The organism is Streptomyces sp. NPDC034043 (assembly GCF_055575675.1).
On the sequence record NZ_JBVISF010000011.1, the window covers coordinates 100,949 to 115,490 of the forward strand.

Annotated in this window: 11 protein-coding genes; 7 read left to right on the forward strand and 4 right to left on the reverse strand. The window is 73.6% G+C overall.

The window, feature by feature from the left end; translation table 11 throughout:
• Positions 1–135: 135 nt before the first annotated feature.
• On the reverse strand, positions 136–1,371 hold the full coding sequence (locus ACZ51S_RS24945) for a L,D-transpeptidase (protein ID WP_468801114.1): 1,236 nt from the start codon (positions 1,369–1,371) through the stop codon (positions 136–138).
• A 242-nt stretch (positions 1,372–1,613) separates the two neighbouring features.
• On the opposite strand from ACZ51S_RS24945, the gene glgX reads away from it, so the two are divergent.
• Both glgX and ACZ51S_RS24955 read left to right on the forward strand, forming a co-directional pair.
• Positions 1,614–3,818: a glycogen debranching protein GlgX gene (gene glgX, locus ACZ51S_RS24950; RefSeq protein ID WP_468801116.1), complete on the forward strand. Its 2,205-nt coding sequence runs from the start codon at positions 1,614–1,616 to the stop codon at positions 3,816–3,818.
• A gap of 171 nt (positions 3,819–3,989) precedes the next feature.
• Positions 3,990–4,712 (forward strand): CDP-alcohol phosphatidyltransferase family protein, encoded by a 723-nt coding sequence (locus ACZ51S_RS24955; RefSeq protein WP_468475824.1) that lies wholly within the window; start codon positions 3,990–3,992, stop codon positions 4,710–4,712.
• On the opposite strand, the gene ACZ51S_RS24960 is transcribed toward ACZ51S_RS24955, so the two are convergent.
• Positions 4,693–5,184, reverse strand: coding sequence for an FAD synthase family protein (locus ACZ51S_RS24960; RefSeq protein ID WP_468887677.1), 492 nt, complete (start codon positions 5,182–5,184; stop codon positions 4,693–4,695). The two genes, ACZ51S_RS24955 and ACZ51S_RS24960, sit on opposite strands and share 20 nt — an antisense overlap.
• Before the next feature lie 172 nt (positions 5,185–5,356).
• On the opposite strand from ACZ51S_RS24960, the gene ACZ51S_RS24965 reads away from it, so the two are divergent.
• From ACZ51S_RS24965 to ACZ51S_RS24975, 3 genes are read left to right on the forward strand one after another with little or no spacing between them, the layout of a single operon-like run.
• The gene (locus tag ACZ51S_RS24965; RefSeq protein WP_468475892.1) at positions 5,357–6,562 is read left to right on the forward strand and encodes a glycosyltransferase; all 1,206 of its coding nucleotides are present in this window, start codon (positions 5,357–5,359) and stop codon (positions 6,560–6,562) included.
• Positions 6,559–8,283 carry a lipopolysaccharide biosynthesis protein gene (locus tag ACZ51S_RS24970; RefSeq protein WP_468475823.1) on the forward strand — a complete coding sequence of 575 codons (1,725 nt, stop codon included), beginning with the start codon at positions 6,559–6,561 and terminating at the stop codon, positions 8,281–8,283. The genes ACZ51S_RS24965 and ACZ51S_RS24970 overlap by 4 nt, the downstream gene beginning before the upstream one ends.
• Positions 8,280–9,491, forward strand: a complete 1,212-nt coding sequence (locus ACZ51S_RS24975; RefSeq protein WP_468475822.1) for an MATE family efflux transporter — start codon at positions 8,280–8,282, stop codon at positions 9,489–9,491. The genes ACZ51S_RS24970 and ACZ51S_RS24975 overlap by 4 nt, the downstream gene beginning before the upstream one ends.
• A 55-nt stretch (positions 9,492–9,546) precedes the next feature.
• On the opposite strand, the gene ACZ51S_RS24980 is transcribed toward ACZ51S_RS24975, so the two are convergent.
• Complete coding sequence (locus tag ACZ51S_RS24980) at positions 9,547–11,043, reverse strand: peptidoglycan DD-metalloendopeptidase family protein (protein ID WP_468962019.1); 1,497 nt, start codon at positions 11,041–11,043, stop codon at positions 9,547–9,549.
• Between the two features lie 223 nt (positions 11,044–11,266).
• Positions 11,267–12,766: a hypothetical protein gene (locus tag ACZ51S_RS24985; protein ID WP_468475820.1), complete on the reverse strand. Its 1,500-nt coding sequence runs from the start codon at positions 12,764–12,766 to the stop codon at positions 11,267–11,269.
• Positions 12,767–12,874: 108 nt separating this feature from the next.
• Between ACZ51S_RS24985 and ACZ51S_RS24990 the strand changes: the two genes are divergently transcribed.
• On the forward strand, positions 12,875–13,414 hold the full coding sequence (locus ACZ51S_RS24990; protein WP_468475819.1) for a WcaF family extracellular polysaccharide biosynthesis acetyltransferase: 540 nt from the start codon (positions 12,875–12,877) through the stop codon (positions 13,412–13,414).
• Positions 13,411–14,526 (forward strand): glycosyltransferase, encoded by a 1,116-nt coding sequence (locus ACZ51S_RS24995; RefSeq protein ID WP_468475818.1) that lies wholly within the window; start codon positions 13,411–13,413, stop codon positions 14,524–14,526. Before ACZ51S_RS24990 ends, ACZ51S_RS24995 begins: the two co-directional genes overlap by 4 nt.
• The last annotated feature ends 16 nt before the right edge of the window (positions 14,527–14,542 follow it).

A 14,542-nucleotide genomic window follows, 5' to 3' on the forward strand; every position in this document is an offset into this window, starting at 1 on the left:
CGACGGAGGACACTCTCCGCGTACGGCATTCCGGTCCGACAATCACTCGATCGCGCCGCTCCTCCGGGGTGCGGGGACGTCCGGCGCGTGTACGCGGAGCCGCGCGCGGGTGTGGCGGGCGGGTGGGCCGGCGCGTCAGCCGATGGCGGAGCCCGCCACCCAGTCGGCCCAGGACATGTTCCAGCCGCCCAGTCCGTTGTTGGGGGCGACGGTCTTGTCCTGCGAGTTCACGACCTCCACCACGTCGCCGACCAGCGTCCGGTCGAAGAACCAGCCCGCCGGGGTGTCCGAGCCGCCTCCCTTGTCGTCGCGCAGGCCCACGCAGCCGTGGCTGGTGTTGGTGGTGCCGAAGGTGTCGGGGCTGGCCCAGTAGTTGCCGTGCAGGAAGGTGCCGGAGGCGGTGAGCCGCATGGCGTGCGGGACGTCCGGGATGTCGTACTCGCCCTTGCCGTCCTCGCCGGTGAAGCCGACGGTGGCGCCGTTCATCCGGGTCACGTCGAACATCTCCATCACCACCATCTTGCCGTTGTAGGTGGGGTTGCCGGGTGCTCCGGCGCTGATGGGGATGGTGGACAGCAACCGCCCCTCCCGGCGGACCTCCATGGTGTGCGCCTCCGCGTCGACGGTGGAGACCTGGGAGCGGCCGACGGTGAAGCGGATGGTCTTGTCCTGGATGCCGTACGAGCCGGGCGCGCCCTCGATGTCGCGCAGCTTCATCCTGACGGTGACCTCGGTGCCGGGCTTCCAGTACTCCTTGGGCCGGAAGTCGAGGCGCTCGCCGCCGAACCAGTGGCCGACGACCTCCACGGGCGGCCGGGAGGTGACGGTGATGGCCCGTTCCACGTCGGCGCGCTGCTTGACCGGCCGGCTGAAGTTGAAGGAGACGATCATGCCGGTGCCGACGGTGGAGCGGTTCTCGGGCTTGAAGTAGCCGATGAACCGCTCCTCGGGGACGTAGGTGGTGAAGGTCGTGTGCCGGGCCTGGCGGCGGTTGTGCCCGTCGAGGGCGACCGCGTCGACGGTGTACTTGGCGGCGAGCGCGAGCCGGCCGGCGTCGGGGTCGGGGCTCCAGCTGAGGCCGTCGGCGGCGATCTCCCCGGGGACCTCTTCCTCCTGGGCGTCCTCGACCTTGGTGACCCTGACCCGTTCGAGGCGGCCCTCGGGGACGTGCACCCGGAGCGGGCCGTCGGCCGGTACGCCCTTGGCGTTGTCCTCGGGGGTGATCCGGATGGCCTCGTCCGGGGAGCGGGGTTTGCCGGGCAGCTGGATCTCCACGGGGGACCCGCCGTCCCCCGTGCAGCCGGTGAGCCCGCCCAGCAGGGCCGCCCACGCCGCCACGGCGGCCAAGCCCGCCCCTGCCCGCCTCGTCAGAAGAGTCACGCCCCGTCCAACGACCGGGGCCCTCCCGGGGAAACGTGAGGGCCGGGCACGTTCCGGGCAGAACAGTCCGGGCAGAACAGTGGGAAGGACCAGACGGGGGCGGGCCCGGCCGGGGCGCCGGGCCGCACTCCCCCGCCGGTACCCAGGAGCCGTGGAGGCGGGCATTGTCGAGCGCAGCCGAGCAAGAGGCGGTGGATACCGCCGCCAGCGATGCCAGCAGGGCCGTCGCGGGCATGGACGCCGTACGGGAGCGGGTCCAGGCCAAGGTGTTACGGGCGGCCGCGCACCCGCCGCCACCGGTGTGGCCCGGTTCCTCGCACCCGCTGGGGGCCCGCTACCACGCGGGTCCGGCCGGGGTGGAGGGCACCAACTTCGCGCTCTGGGCGCAGGGCGCGGAGGCGGTGGAGCTGTGCCTGTTCGACGCGCTGGGGGCGGAGACCCGCTGCGCCCTGACCGAGCTGACGCACGAGATCTGGCACGGCTTCGTCCCGGGCGTGCGGCCGGGGCAGCGGTACGGGTTCCGGGTGCACGGGCGCTGGGACCCCTGGACGGGTGCCCGGTACAACCCGGCGAAGCTGCTCCTGGACCCGTACGCGCGGGCGGTGGACGGCGACTTCTCGCTGCCGCCGGAGGTGTACGGGCACGTGCGGGACTGGCCGCAGCAGTACATCGCGGACACGGTCCGGGACGACAGGGACTCGGCCCCGTACGTCCCGAAGGGGGTGGTAGTCCACGATGACGACGACTGGTCGGACGACGTCCGGCCGAAGACCCCATGGGCCGATTCGGTGATCTACGAGCTGCACGTGCGCGGGTTCACGATGCGCCATCCGGGTGTTCCCGAGGAACTGCGCGGTACGTACGCGGGGCTCGCCCATCCGGCGGCGGTGGAGCACCTGAAGACGCTGGGCGTGACGGCGGTGGAGCTGCTCCCGGTGCACCAGTTCGCGCACGAGGACCACCTGCTGCGGCGGGGGCTGCGCAACTACTGGGGCTACAACTCGGTGGGGTACTTCGCCCCGCACGCCGGGTACTCCGCCAGCGGGACGGCGGGGCAGCAGGTCGGCGAGTTCAAACGGATGGTGAAGGCCCTGCACGCGGCGGGCATCGAGGTCATCCTCGACGTGGTCTACAACCACACGGCGGAGGCCGGGGAACTGGGTCCGACCCTGTCGCTGCGCGGGATCGACAACCGGGGCTACTACCGGCTCCAGTCCGACCAGCGCCGCTACGCCGACTACACGGGCTGCGGGAACACCCTGCACGCCGGGCGCCCGCACGTGCTGCGGCTGATCACCGACTCCCTGCGGTACTGGGTGACCGAGATGGGGGTGGACGGCTTCCGCTTCGACCTGGCGGCGGCGCTGGCCCGCTCGATGCACGACGTGGACATGCTGTCGCCGTTCCTCGCGGTGATCGCCCAGGACCCAGTGCTGCGGCGGGTCAAGCTGATCGCGGAGCCGTGGGACGTGGGCTCGGGCGGCTACCAGGTGGGCGCGTTCCCGCCGCTGTGGACGGAGTGGAACGACCGCTACCGGGACGCCGTACGGGACTTCTGGCGGGGCGCGCTGCCCGACGTACGGGACCTGGGGTACCGGCTGTCGGGGTCGAGCGACCTGTACGCGTGGGGCGGCCGACGGCCGTACGCCTCGGTGAACTTCGTGACCGCGCACGACGGGTTCACCCTGCGCGACCTGGTCTCGTACGAGCGCAAGCACAACGAGGCGAACGGGGAGGCGAACCGTGACGGCACCAACGACAACCGGTCCTGGAACTGCGGGGCCGAGGGCGAGAGCGGGGATCCGCGGGTCGGGGCGCTGCGGCGGCGGCAGCTGCGCAACCTGCTGACGACGCTGCTGCTGTCGACGGGCGTGCCGATGCTGGTGGCGGGCGACGAGTTCGGGCGCACGCAGGGCGGCAACAACAACGCGTACTGCCAGGACAACGAGACGGGGTGGGTGGACTGGTCGCTGCTGTCCGACCCGCAGTGGAGCGGGCTGTTCGCGCTGACCCGGCGGCTGATCGCGCTGCGCCAGGCCCATCCGGTGCTGCGCCGGCGGGCGTTCTTCTCCGGCCGGGCGCAGGGTGCGGACGGGCTGCGGGACCTGGCCTGGTTCACCCCGGCGGGGGCGGAGATGACGGAGCGGGACTGGTACGCGCCGGCCGCGGCGCTGGGCCTGTACCTGTCGGGGCGGGACATCCCGGGGCGGGACGAGCGGGGCCGGCAGGTGACGGACGACAGCTTCCTGGCGCTGCTGCACGCCGGGGACCGGCCGGTGGAGTGGGTGCTGCCGGGCGCGCCGTGGGCGACGGCGTACGAGCTGGTGCTGGACACCTCGCGGGAGGCGCAGGCGGCTCCGCCGGGGACCCGGCACCGGGGCGGGGAGCCGCTGACGGTTCCGGCGCGGTCGGTGCTGCTGCTGCGGGTGGTGAGCTGACCCGGGGGCGGGAGCCGGCCGTGCGGTGGCGCGCGGGCCCTGCGGGCGGGGGCCGGCGCGCCCGCTCCAGGGGCGAGTTGGCCGATCCGGAGCGGAACCTTTCGCTCCCCCTGCGATGATGTGCCCTTCCCGTGAACACACGAACACATGACCACACGAACAGGGGCACGCATGGGGAGAGTCGGGACCGCGCTCCGGGAACTGCGCGGGGCGCAGAAGTCGGCCAAGGGGGTATCGCTCTACTCGCGGTTCGTCAACCGGCCCGCCGGCCGCTACCTGGCCGCCGGGTCCTACGCGCTGGGCCTGACCCCCAACCAGGTGAGCCTCGTCAGCGCGGCGTTCAGCTTCGCGGCCGTGGCGGCGGTCGCCCTGGCCGCGCCCTCGTGGGGGCTGGGCATAGCCGTCTGGGCGGCGCTCGCGGTCGGCTTCGCCTTCGACTCGGCCGACGGCCAGCTGGCCCGGCTGCGCGGCGGCGGGAGCGCGGCGGGCGAGTGGCTCGACCACGTCGTGGACGCCGCCAAGCTGACCGCGCTGCACGCCTGCGTGCTCATCGCCTTCCACCGGTTCCCCGAGGCCTACGGGACGGGCTCGGACGGCTGGCTGCTGGTGCCGCTGGGCTTCCAGTTCGCCGCGGTCGTCACCTTCTTCGGCGGGCTGCTGACCGAGAAGCTCAAGCCGAAGCCCGCCCCGGGCAGCCCGGCCGCCGCGCCGTCGACCCTGCGCGCGGTGGCGCTGCTGCCCGTGGACTACGGGGTGTTCTGCCTGGTGTTCCTGCTGCTGGGCGGCGGGACCCTGTTCCGCTGGGCGTACGCGGGCCTGGGCGCGGTCGCCGCCCTGTTCCTGCTGGCGTTCCTGGCGAAGTGGTTCCGCGAGCTCAGCGCCGTTCGGCGGTGAGCTGCTCCAGCGGCGGGCCCGCCGGCTGGGCGAGGGCGTCCAGGGCCCGGCGCAGCTGGGTGCTGGAGGTGTGCACGGTGTAGGGGAAGTAGACGACGTCGACCCCGTGGGCGGCGAAGTCCCGTTCCAGCTTCGTCCCCTTGGGGGTGCCCCGCCAGTCGTCGCCCTTGAAGATGACGTCGAAGCGGACCTGCCTCCAGGTCTCCACCTTGTCGGGGACCGTCTCCACGAAGGCCGCGTCCACGTACTTGACGCTGCGGACGATCTCCAGCCGCTCGACGAGCGGGATCATCGGACGCCGCCCCTTGGCCAGTTCGGCCATCTCGTCCGATACCACGCCGGCCACCAGGTAGTCGCACCGGCTGCGGGCGTGCCTGAGGATGTTGAGGTGGCCTATGTGGAAGAGGTCGTAGGCACCGGGCGCGTATCCCACCCGGTACGGCCTGCGCGTGGACGGCACAGGATCGGTCAATTCGCGCTCCGTCATCGGTTACCCCCCAGCGGCCGCACCCCCCGGTGCGGCGATTCAGCAGACAATAGCGTGCACGTTCCATAGCCCGTCGGTGAACGAATAGGGTGACGTGCGCATCATCCAGGGGAGAAGGGGACGTTCAGTGTCCACATCCGGTCACCGGCGGCTGCTGCTGGTTTCCACCAACTACGCCCCCGAGCATGCGGGCATAGGGCCGTACGCCACCCAGATCGCGGAGCACTGGGCGAGTACCGGCCACGACACGCACGTCCTGGCGGGCATGCCGCACTATCCGGCCTGGTCGGTCGAGCCGGAGTACAAGGGGGCGCTGCGGCGCACGGAACGGCGCGCGGGGGTCACCGTGCACCGGCGTGCGCACACGGTGCCGCCCCGTCAGACCGCCCTCCGGCGGGCCCTCTTCGAAGGATCGATTCTGCTGCACGGTGCGGTGGCCCCGCCCCGGATGCCGAAGCCGGACGCGGTCATGGCGCAGATGCCGAGCCTCGCCGGCGGGGTGACGGCCGCACGGCTCGCGGCCCGCTGGAAGGTGCCGTTCGTCCCCGTCGTCCAGGACCTGATGGGCGCCGCGGCCGCGCAGAGCGGCATCAGCGGCGGCGACAAGGCGGCCGCGATCGCCGGGCGCGCGGAGGCGTACGCCCTCAAGCGGGCCACCCTGGTCGGCGTCATCCACGAGACCTTCGTGGACCGGGTCGTGGCGATGGGCGTGGACCCGGGGCGGATCCGGCTCGTCCCCAACTGGTCCCACGTGCCGAGGCCCACCAGGCCGCGCGGGGAGACGCGCCACCACCTGGGCTGGGCGCCCGGCCAGACCGTCGTCCTGCACTCCGGGAACATGGGCCTCAAGCAGGGCCTCGAAGTCCTCGTCGGCGCCGCCCGGCTGGATCCGGACGTCCGCTTCGTCCTCATGGGCGACGGCAGCCAGCGCGCGGCCCTCGCGAGCCTCGCCGCCGGCGTGCCGAACCTGGAGATCATCCCCCCGGCCGCGGACGGCGAGTTCCCGGACGTCCTCGCCGCGGCGGACGTCCTCGCGGTCACGCAGCACGCCGGCGTGCTGGACATGAGCGTCCCGTCCAAGCTCACCTCCTACTTCCAGGCCGGCCGGCCCGTCGTCGCCTCCGTCGCGGCGCAGGGCGGAACCGCGCAGGAGGTGGAGCGGTCGGGCGCCGGCGTGCTCGTACCGCCGGAGGACCCGGAGGCCCTGCTGAAGGCCGTCCGGTCCCTGGCCGAGGACCCCGAGGCCGCGGAGGCCCTGGGCGCGGCCGGTCCGGCGCACGTGGCGGCCCACCTGAGCCGTGAGGCGGGCCTGGCCCGCATCGACGCACTCATCGACGAAGCACTTGGGGGACCGCGTCCGTGACCGAGACGAACCGCCCGGCGACGGCCCCGGCAGAGGACGAACCCGACCTCCTGCGCGACCAGTTCAAGCAGCTGCTGCGCTACCGCCGGCTCCTCGGCGCGGGCGTGGCGGCCGGCCTGCTGGGCGGCGTCTACCTCGGCGTGTCCACGTCGGACACCTACGTGTCCGTCGCGGACGTGGTGCTGCGCGCGCCCACCGACGACCCGTTCAACCCGAGCATGGCCCCCGACAAGGCCATCAACATCGGCTCCGAGCGCCAGGTGGCGCTCTCCAGCTCCACGGCCGAACAGGCCGCGAAGACGCTCGGCGTGCCCGACAAGGGCTTCCGGGCCCTGCGCGGCGGCCTCCAGGTGACCAACCCGCCGCAGACGATGGTGCTCCGGTTCACCTACACCGCGGCCTCCCCCAAGGAAGCCGCCAAGCGCGCCAACGGCATGGCCGCCGCCTACCTGCTCAAGCGGCAGGAGGCCCTCGACGTCACCCGCGACAAGATGGTCAAGGGGTACGAGGCCCAGCGCGACCCCATCGCCAAGCAGCTCGACGAGGTGGCCCGGCAGATCAACAACATGCCGGCGGGCAACGCCCGCGACGCGGCCCTCTCCTCGCGGACGGACCTCCAGAACAAGGTCAACACCCTCAACGGCAACATCGCCAAGCTGCAGGCCCTGGACATGACCCCGGGCCGGGTCACCAGCGCCGCGACCCCGCCCGCCGCTCCGGACGGGCCGGGCCTCCCCATGTCGCTCGCGCTGGGCGCGGCCGTGGGCCTGGCGCTCGGACTGCTCGCCGCATGGGTCCGGCTGGTCTTCGACCCGGCGCCGCGCTCGGAGGGCGACGTGGCCCGGTCCCTGCGCGCGCCCGTACTGGGCTACCTGCCCCGGGACCGGACCGGCGGCGGCCCGCTCCTCGCGGCCGGGGAGGCCGATCCGCGGCTCGCCGAGGAGTACCGCTCGGTGGCCTTCCGGCTGGCCTACGACTCGCGTTTCGCGGACCGGCGCCGGCTGCTGGTGGTCGCCCCGCGCGGCAGCAGCGAGACGGCCGCCGCCGTGGCCGTGAACCTGGCCGCCTCCTTCGCCGAGACCGGCAAGGACGTCCTGCTCATCGAGGCCGACCTGCGCACCCCGGTGCTGGCCAGCCAGCTCCCGACGGACGCGGCCGGGCGGCCGCGCTGGAGCCAGCCGCCGGGCGGCGCGGGCACGGGCGCCCCCGAGTGGCCCGACGGACGCCAGCTCGTCGTGGACGCCGGGGAATCGGGCGACTTCGACCTGATCCCGGGCGACCGGGTGCGCAACGTGGCCCGTGCGCTGACCTCCCCGCGCACCACCCGGCTGATCGCCGAGGCCGACTCCCCCAACTCCACCGTCGTGGTGCTCGCGCCGCCCGTCCTCTCGTACGCCGACGCGCTCGCCCTGGTCGACCGGGTCGACGGCGTCCTGGTGGTCTGCGACCCGCGCGCCGTGCACCGCACCGACCTGGCCCGGATCCGCGAGCTGATCAGCGGCGCCGGCGGGACGGTGCTGGGCGCCGTGCTGCACGCGCCGCCGCACTCCGACAAGCGCGGCGCGGGCCGCGCCGCCGGGGCCGGGGCCGCCGGCGGCGCGTCCGGCGGCGGGGCGCGGCCGGAGCCGTCGGCCGGGGAGGGCGCCGGAGCCGGGGAGGCCGTCCCGGGCGACGGCAGCGACACGGTGGCGCTGCGCACCGTCCGCACGGGCCGCAGGTGAGCCGGCGGGGTCTCGCCGCGGTCTCCTCGGTCCTGGACCAGGCCGCCGCCAGCGCCACGAACATCCTGGTCCTGGTCCTGGCGGCCCGGCTGTCGTCCGCTTCGGGCTTCGCCGCCTTCTCGATGGTGTACGTGGCCTTCAGCGTGCTCCTCGGGCTGAACATGGCGTACGTCGGCCAGACCGTGGTGCTGGAGAAGGGCGAGCGGCTGGCGACGGTGTGCCGCTCCTCCGTGCTGTTCACGGCCGCCGCGTCGGCCGCCGCCGGGCTGGTGCCGGCCGCGGTGGGCCTCGCGGTGCCCGGGGACGCCGGGTGGGCGTTCCTCGCGCTGGGACTCGTCCTGCCGGCGGTGCTCGTCCAGGACGGGCTGCGCTACTGCTTCTCCGCCCTGCGGGTGCCCGAGCGGGCGCTGGCCGCGGACGCGCTGCGGCTGGCGTGCGTGGCCGGGGCGCTGGCCCTGCAGCCGTACGGGACTTCGGCTGGCCGGCTGGTGCTGGTGTGGGGACTGTCCGCGCTGCCCGCGCTGGGGCTGGGCCTGTGGCTGCTGCGGCCGTTCGTGCGCGGGGTGCGCGCGGACCTGTGGCCCTATCTGCGGCGCGGGCACCTCGGGCGGCGCTTCGTCGTCGAGTTCGCGGTGGGCAACGGCTCCAGCCAGCTGGCGGTGCTCGGGCTCGGCGTGTTCGCGACACCGCTCGCCGTCGGTGCGCTGCGCGGCGCCAGTACCCTCTTCGGCCCGCTGAACGTCCTGTTCAACTCGGCGAACGCCTTCGGGCCGCCGGTGGTCGGGCGGGCGTCCGGCAAGCGGGGCGTGGTCCGGCTGACCGCGCTGACGGGAGGGATCCTCGCGGTGCTGGGCGCGGGATGGGCGGCGGTGCTGTACGCCCTGCCGGAGCGGCTGGGGCGGGAGCTGCTGGGCGACACCTGGGCCTCCGCCTCGGCCCTGCTGCCCGCCACGGGCGCGCAGTACGCGGTCATGGGCCTCGGCACCTGCGCGCTGCTGACCCTGCGCGTGCTCCGTCCGAAGGCCACCCTCTCGCTCCAGGTGGTGTACTCGCTGCTGTCGGTGGGCCTGCTGCTGGGCGGGTACGCCGTGTGGGGGGTCGCGGGCGCCGCCTGGGGCCTGGCCCTGGGCTCCGCCGCGAAGGCCGCCGCCGGTTGGCTGCGGGTGGGCCGCCTGAAGGTGCCGGCGGAGGTCGCGGCCGCCGCCTGAGCGCACGGGAGCGGGCCCTGGACGGTGGTCGTCCCGGGCCCGCGGTGTGTCCGGGTCAGTTGTAGGTGCCGGTGATCGAGACGCCGGTCCGGGTGCCGGGGACGCCGGTCAGGTCGACCGGGGCGGCGGGTGACCAGGTCCCGTTCAGGGCGCGGATGGTGTGCAGGACGCGTCCGTCGGTGGTGACGAAGGCCGCCTGGAGCTCGCTGTTCACCGCGGCCGCCGCGACGTCGGTGACGGTGACACCGGCCGGGACGACGGCGGAGAGGTCGTTCAGATCCCACTGACCACTGGCGTAACGCGCCCCGTGGTAACGCTTCGCCCCGCCCTCGGTGGTCACCACCAGCTGGAGGTCACCACCCGTACCCGCCACCGCGACGTCCTCGACACCGGTCACACCCGTCTGGGTGGAGGCGTTGCCCCAGCCCGGCCAGGTGCCGTCGGCGTGCCGGACCGTGTGGAAGAGGGAACCGTCCGAGACCACCACGACCTGCGTGTCCGTCCCCACCTGGGCGACGGCCACCTTCGACACCGGCGCACCGCCCGGGTTGCCGACCGTGCCGAACGGCGCCCACGTCCCGTTCGCCCGACGGACCGTGTGATACACCTTCCCGTCCGCCACCACCACGACCTGAAGCTCCGTACCCGACGAAACCGCCGCCACCTGCGTCACGTTGGCCAGCGCACCGGCCTGTCCGTGCACGTCCCCGAAGTCCGCCCAGGAGCGGTCGGCGAAGCGGATGGAGTGGTACAGCTTGCCCTCGCCGGTCACGGCCAGGACATGGGTGTCGCCGTTGATGCCCGCCTCGGCGGTGGTCCGCACCCCGCCCGGGACCGCGCCGGTCACGCTTTCGACGTTGCCGAAGCCGGTCCAGGTCCGGTCCGCGTTCCGCACCGCGTGGTAGAGCCCGCCGCCGGACTCCACAGCGACCTGCGCCCGCCACTGACCCGCCGGCGCCGGCGGGGTGGTCGTGTCGCCGCAGTTGCGGCTGGTCAGCGTCGTACCCATCTGGAAGGGCACGCCGTCGAAGACCGACTGCTTGACCGAGCCGTTGTACTGCTGCTCGTAGTGCAGGTGGGCACCCGAGGAGTTGCCGGTGCTGCCCACGATGCCGATCTTCTGGCCGCGTACGACGCGGGTTCCCGCGCTGACGTCGTAGTCGTTGAGGTGGGCGTAGAGGGTCCTGGAGCCGTTGCCGTGGTCGATGACCACGTACTTGCCGTAACTGCGGTACGAGCCGTCCGGGTTGGTCAGGGTCGTGGCGGTGCTGACGACGCCGTCGGCGCTGGCGAGCACGGGCTGGTTGGCGGTGGTGCTGCCGTGCGTCCAGTCGATCGACTGCAGGGAGGGGCTGTGGCCGCTGTACGTCTTCCCCAGCCAGGCCTGGTTGCAGCTGAAGGGCATCTGGTAGGCGGGCCCCGCGGCGTAGGAGGGGGAGGCGGCGAAGGCGACCAGGCCGGAGGCGGCCAGGGCGAGACCGGTGACGGAGGTCAGCGCACGACGGGTGAAGGTGGTGGCCCCACCCAAGGGGCGGACGGTGTGAGCAGGCATGACAATCCCCCATGTTTCGGACGCGAATGAGCCGCGTGTCCGGCTGCGCGGACGCCCCGCGGTGCGGTGTGTGCGGCTGCGGGGAGCGCTCGGCGGCGCCGCCCCGTTCCCCCGGCCCCTCTCGGGGCGTTGAGAGGATCATGTCCCGCCGGCCGGGGGTGTTCCAGGTCATGGGGGTGGCCCGAAGCTGCCTGGCGCCATGCGGCCAGGGCCCCGTGCCGCGTCAGCGCAGGGTGGTGGCCTTGTCCTGGCGGTACGTGGCCACGAGCGCGAGGCACATCGCGGCGATGGCGACCCGGCCGGAGGCCTGGAGCAGCGGACCGCGCAGCAGGATGAAGGAGTACCCGGCGACCAGCGGGACCACCACGGAGATCAGGCTGCCCGGTGCGGAGCGGCGCGTGGCCCGCTTCGCGTAGCGGCGGTCCACGCGCGCGGAGGCGTATCCGATGCCCAGCAGCCCGGCGCCCATGCCCAGCGGGCCGAAGTCGAGCCACAGCTCGGCCCAGATCGGCGAGGAGAGGTTGGTGTTGACCGTGCCCATCCACTGGCCGACCATGACGCCCGTGTCGCGCGGCTTGCCCGGCCACACCGAGCGGGGCACCGCGAAGAGGACGGATCCGGCGAGCTGGCGCCCGTAGAAGTGGCCGGGGCCGGACTCGGAGAAGGTGATGGTGTTCGCGAACATGCCGATCTGGTCGTAGTCCTTGAGCGCCATCGGCTCCAGGAACGAGGTCGTCTCGACGGGCTTGTAGTTCTTCTCGTCGTAGCGGAAGCGGTCCGCGAAGGGGAAGACGAGCAGGGCGACCACGACGGCCATCGACAGCGCCACCCGGTACATGGCGGCGCTCACCGGGAAGACGGTGAACAGCAGCGCGAACAGGACGGTCAGGAACCAGTAGCGCGGGTTGGAGACCGGGTTGTTGACGATCAGGTTGAGCACCGCCAGCGCCGACCAGGTGACGATGACCGACACCTTGCGCCGGGCGAACTTGGAGGTGATCAGCCAGCGCGTGTACAGGAGCAGCGCGAGCAGCGCGGGCACGGTGCCGAAGCCGCGCAGCAGGGCCTGGCCTGCCTGGCCGTCGCCGTTGGAGACGCCCGCCTCCTCGATCCCGGCGATGATCTCCTGGCGGCTGGAGAAGAAGACGGCGGGGCCGCCGAGTTTGAGGATGAAGGCCACGCTGCCCAGGAAGGCGAGGACGGTCAGCAGCTGGAGCCGCCGCCGGTGCGCCATGAGCGGCCGGGGTTCGCCCGGGACGCCGCCCGCGCGGCCCGCGGGCCGGTGGCGTGCGAGCAGCACGCCGACGTCGAAGGCCGTACAGCCGAGCAGGACCAGCCCGATGGCGAGGGTGAGGTCGGAGCGGGGGCCCACGACGGGGGTGGGGACCCGGCCGAGGACGGCCTGGGCGAGCGGGGCCACGCCCATGGCCATGTAGACGAAGAGCCAGAAGGAGCCCTGGAGCAGTTTCCGACGGCTGGTCAGGACCATGGCGGACAGCCGGGCGCCCGCGTACATGGTGAGCAGGAGCTGGAGCCAGAAGGCGGCGTCGCGCTGGCCGTCACCGGGCTGGACGGCGACGAAGAGCGGGAGGAAGACGGTGAATCCGAGGGCCAGCGGCACGGACAGCGCCCGCGAGAGCAGGGTCCGCGGGGTGGTGACCTTCCCCCACTGGGACTCGTCCTCGAAGAACGGCGGGACCGGCTTCACGGCGGGTTCGCGCATGTCCGTGGCCACTGTTGCCCCCACCCCTGTAAGTGATCAGCGCGCAGTTTAGTCTGAGCGTTCGGCGCCCGGGGAGGCGCGCCCGGGGCGGACGACGAGGGGCGACTGTTGCGCGATCTTCCTGCTTTCACGCTGGCCGGATACGACAAGGGGCGGGGACTGCTGACGCAGGCCCTGTGGTTCGCCGTGATGAACACCCTCTTCATGGCCTGGTTCTGTCCCGCCCGGCTGCGCGTGGCGCTGTTGCGGGCCTTCGGGGCGAAGATCGGCGAGGGTGTGCTGATCCGGCACCGGGTGCGCGTGCTGTGGCCGTGGAAGCTGGAGGTCGGTGACCACACGTGGATCGGCGAGGGCGTCTGGCTGCTCAACCTGGAGCCGGTGACCATCGGTTCGCACGTGTGCCTCTCGCAGGAGTCGATGCTGTGCACCGGCTCGCACGACCACCGGGCCGCCGACTTCCGCTACCGCAACGCCCCGATCACCGTCGAGGACGGCGCGTGGGTGGCCGTACGGGCCACCGTGCTGGCGGGCGTGACCGTGGGCCGCTGCGCGGTGGCGGGCGCGGGCGCGGTCGTGCACCGGGACCTGCCCGCCCTGACCCTGCAGACCCAGGACGGGCGCCGCCGCCCGGTGGAGGAGCCGAAGTGAGAGTCCTGCACGCCGTCACCCTGCACTCCCCCTCGCACGCCTTCGGCGGTCCCGTACGGGTCGCGCTGAACCTGGCCGCGGGGCTCCGGGCGCGCGGGCACGAGGCACGGCTCCTCGCGCTCGGGGAGGGCTTCGACCCCTGGCCGACCGCGGTGGAGGGGGTCCCGGCGAAGCTGTTCCCGGCCCGCCGGCTGCTGCCCCTCGGCTTCAGCGGGATGACCTCGCCGGCCCTGCTGGCCTCGGCGGGCCGCCTGGTGCGCGACGCCGACGCCGTCCACGTCCACCTGGCCCGGGACCTGGTCACCCTGCCCGTGGCGCTGGCCGCGCTGCGGGCCCGCAAACCGCTGGTGCTCCAGACCCACGGAATGGTGGACCCGAGCGGCAAGGTCCTGGCCAAGGTCCTCGACGCGGTGGCGGTGCGCCGCCTGCTGCGCGGCGCGGACGCGGTGCTGTACCTGACCCCGCACGAGCGGGAGGGGCTCGACGCGGTGGCCGGCTCGCCGCTGGCGCGGGCCGTCCGGCTGGTCAACGGCACCCCGGCACAGGAGGAGCGGCCGCCGCCGGCCGGTCCGCCGCGCATCCTGTACTCGGCGCGGCTCCAGTCCCGCAAGCGCCCGGTGGACTTCGTGGACGCGGCCCCGGCGGTGCTCGCCGTGCACCCCGACGCGGAGTTCGTCGTGGCCGGCCCGGACGAGGGCGAGCTGGCGGCGGTCCGGGCCCGGATCGCGGCCCTGGGCCTGGACGACCGGTTCACGGTCCCCGGGGCCCTGTCCACCGCCGAGGTCCTCACGGAGCTGCGCCGCGCCCACGTCTACGTACTGCCCTCGGTGGACGAACCGTTCCCCATGTCGGTCCTGGAGGCCCTCGCGGTGGGCGTGCCCACGGTGGTCACCCACTCCAACGGCCTGGCCCGCGACATCGCGGCGGCGGGCGCGGGCCGTGCCGTCGAGCCCGGCCCGCCGAACGTGGCGCGGGCGGTCCTCGACCTCCTGACCCCCGCCACGAACGCGAGCGCCTCCGCGGCCGCCCGCGAACTGGCCGCGGCCTCCTTCTCGATGGACGCCGTACTGGACACCCTGCTCGGGGTGTACGAGGGGGCCGTCCGCCGCTGAGGACAGAGGCCCGCCC